Genomic DNA, 1,944 nt, shown 5'->3' on the forward strand with positions numbered 1-1,944 from the left:
AACTCCCTCGGCTCAGCCGTCGCCGACGACACCAACGCCTCCATCGCCAACTTCACCCGCGGCGCCGTACGCCCACCCGTCACCGCATAGGGACGGACGGGGGATGCCGGGTCCGAGTGGTGCTGCTGATGATGCTGCTGATGCGGGGGGAAGGGAGGCTCCCAGCCGCCGCTGTTCCATCTTGGGTCTGTCACTCACATCACCTGGACTGACTCGCACGCAACTCCGCGCGTACCGCCGGAGTAAGCACCTGACCGGCACGATCCACCATCAGCGTCATCTGATACGCCACCAACCCCATGTCGCAGTCCGGGGCCGCCAGAACCGCCAGACACGAGCCGTCACTGATCGACATGATCAGCATCAGCCCCCGCTGCATCTCCACGATCGTCTGGTTGACCACACCACCCTCGAACACCCGCGCCGCACCCTGCGTCAGGCTCACCAACCCCGACGCGATGGCCGCGAGCTGGTCCGCCCGGTCCGGCGGGAATCCCGCCGAGGCGGCCAGCGGCAGACCGTCGGACGAGACGACCACCGCGTGCGCCACCCCGGGAACGGTGTTGACGAAGTCCGTGATCAGCCAGTCGACACCGCGTGCCCCATGACTGAAGTCGTTCATGCGCCCTCCTCCCTGTTGTCGACGGGCCCGGTGCCGGACGAGTAGGTCTTGCCTTCGCTGATGTCGTCACGCGCGGCCCGGAAGCCCTGCTGGAAGCTGGACAGCCGGCTGCGCACCCGGTCCGGGGAGACCGCGGGCATCGGGGCCACCGCCTTGGGCGCCGACGCCGAGTCGGCCGAGCCCGGCACGAGGTTGGCCTTGGGCACCCGCTTGGGCAGACCGGACGCGGTCGCCCCGTCACGCACCGGCTCCACCACCGCCTCCGCGGCGCTCCACCCGGCGTCGGCCTTCGAGGAGCCCCAGCTCGCGCCGGACTCCCCGTGGTCGAACCAGGCCGACTCGACCGAGGCGAAGATCGGCAGGAACTCGTCGCCCGCGGAGGCGGGCTTGACCGCCGGCATGGGGCCGGTGGCCGCGGCCTCGGTCTCGGGGAAGTCGTACCTGGGGCGTGGGGCGACGCTCGTCTCGCCCCGGTCGGCGAAGCTCCAGGTGCTCTGCTGCTCTCCGCTGTTCCAGCTCGGCTGGTGGTCGCCGCTGTTCCAGCTCTGCGGCTGGTCGGCGGTGGGGCGCTTGGGCAGCCCGCCGCCGGCTCCGTCGCTCGGCCAGGAGCCACCGGTGTTGCGGGCGGGGACCCAGACGTCCGAGGTGTCGTAGCCGGCGCCCATGCCCACGCCCTGGGACGCGCCGGCGCTCGTGGCGCGCGGCTCGGAGGGCCAGCCGCCGACGTCAGAGGGCCACTGCGGCATGGAGGGCACGGAGGGCCAGGCGCCGCCGGAGTCACCGGGGCCGGACGGGTAGTTGCCCGACGAGTACGACGGGTGGCCGGGTCCCGGCTGGTAGCCGCCCGCGGGCCACTGCGCCATGGGCGGGGCCGCGGGGACGGGGGCGGCCGAGGCGTACGCCTCCTCGCGGACACCCCCGGCGGCGCCGGCACCGGGGTAGGCCGGAGGCTGGTTGCCGAGCAGCGACTCGGGGATCAGGACCATGGCGGTCAGCCCGCCGCCGCCGTGCGGGCGGAGCTGGACGCGGATGCCGTGGCGGTGGGCCAGGCGGGCGACCACGAACAGGCCCATGCGGCGGGAGACGGAGACGTCCACGGTGGGGGCGTCCACGAGCCGCTCGTTGGCCTGGACGAGCTCGTCCTGGGTCATGCCGATGCCGGAGTCGGTGACGGAGAGCATGACGCCGCCGCCGTCGATCCGGCTGCCGGAGACGGTGACGCGGGTTTCGCGCGGGGAGAACGACAGGGCGTTCTCGACCAGCTCGGCCAGCAGGTGGATGACGTCGTTGACGGCCTGACCGGCCACCGACACCCCGTCGGG

General features: G+C 72.8%; 2 protein-coding genes and 1 pseudogene. All 3 read right to left on the minus strand.

Annotated features, from left to right (window positions below; translation table 11 throughout):
* Positions 1-101: pseudogene (locus ABZS51_RS42615) on the minus strand (DUF742 domain-containing protein); the annotation flags it as partial.
* A 98-nt stretch (positions 102-199) separates the two neighbouring features.
* Entirely contained in the window at positions 200-622 is a 423-nt protein-coding gene (locus tag ABZS51_RS42620; protein WP_175595890.1) for a roadblock/LC7 domain-containing protein, read from the minus strand.
* Positions 619-1,944 (minus strand): ATP-binding protein (locus ABZS51_RS42625; RefSeq protein WP_355454027.1); only part of this gene is annotated, 1,326 nt, incomplete at its 5' end. The genes ABZS51_RS42625 and ABZS51_RS42620, both read right to left, overlap by 4 nt.

This window comes from Nonomuraea sp. NPDC005501, assembly GCF_040605905.1.
In the GTDB taxonomy this organism is placed as follows: domain Bacteria; phylum Actinomycetota; class Actinomycetes; order Streptosporangiales; family Streptosporangiaceae; genus Nonomuraea.

What these genes read in the sequence shown, in the direction of transcription:
- ABZS51_RS42620 (WP_175595890.1), bottom strand. Translation starts at nt 622, where the DNA reads ATGAACGACTTCAGTCATGGGGCACGCGGTGTCGACTGGCTGATCACG.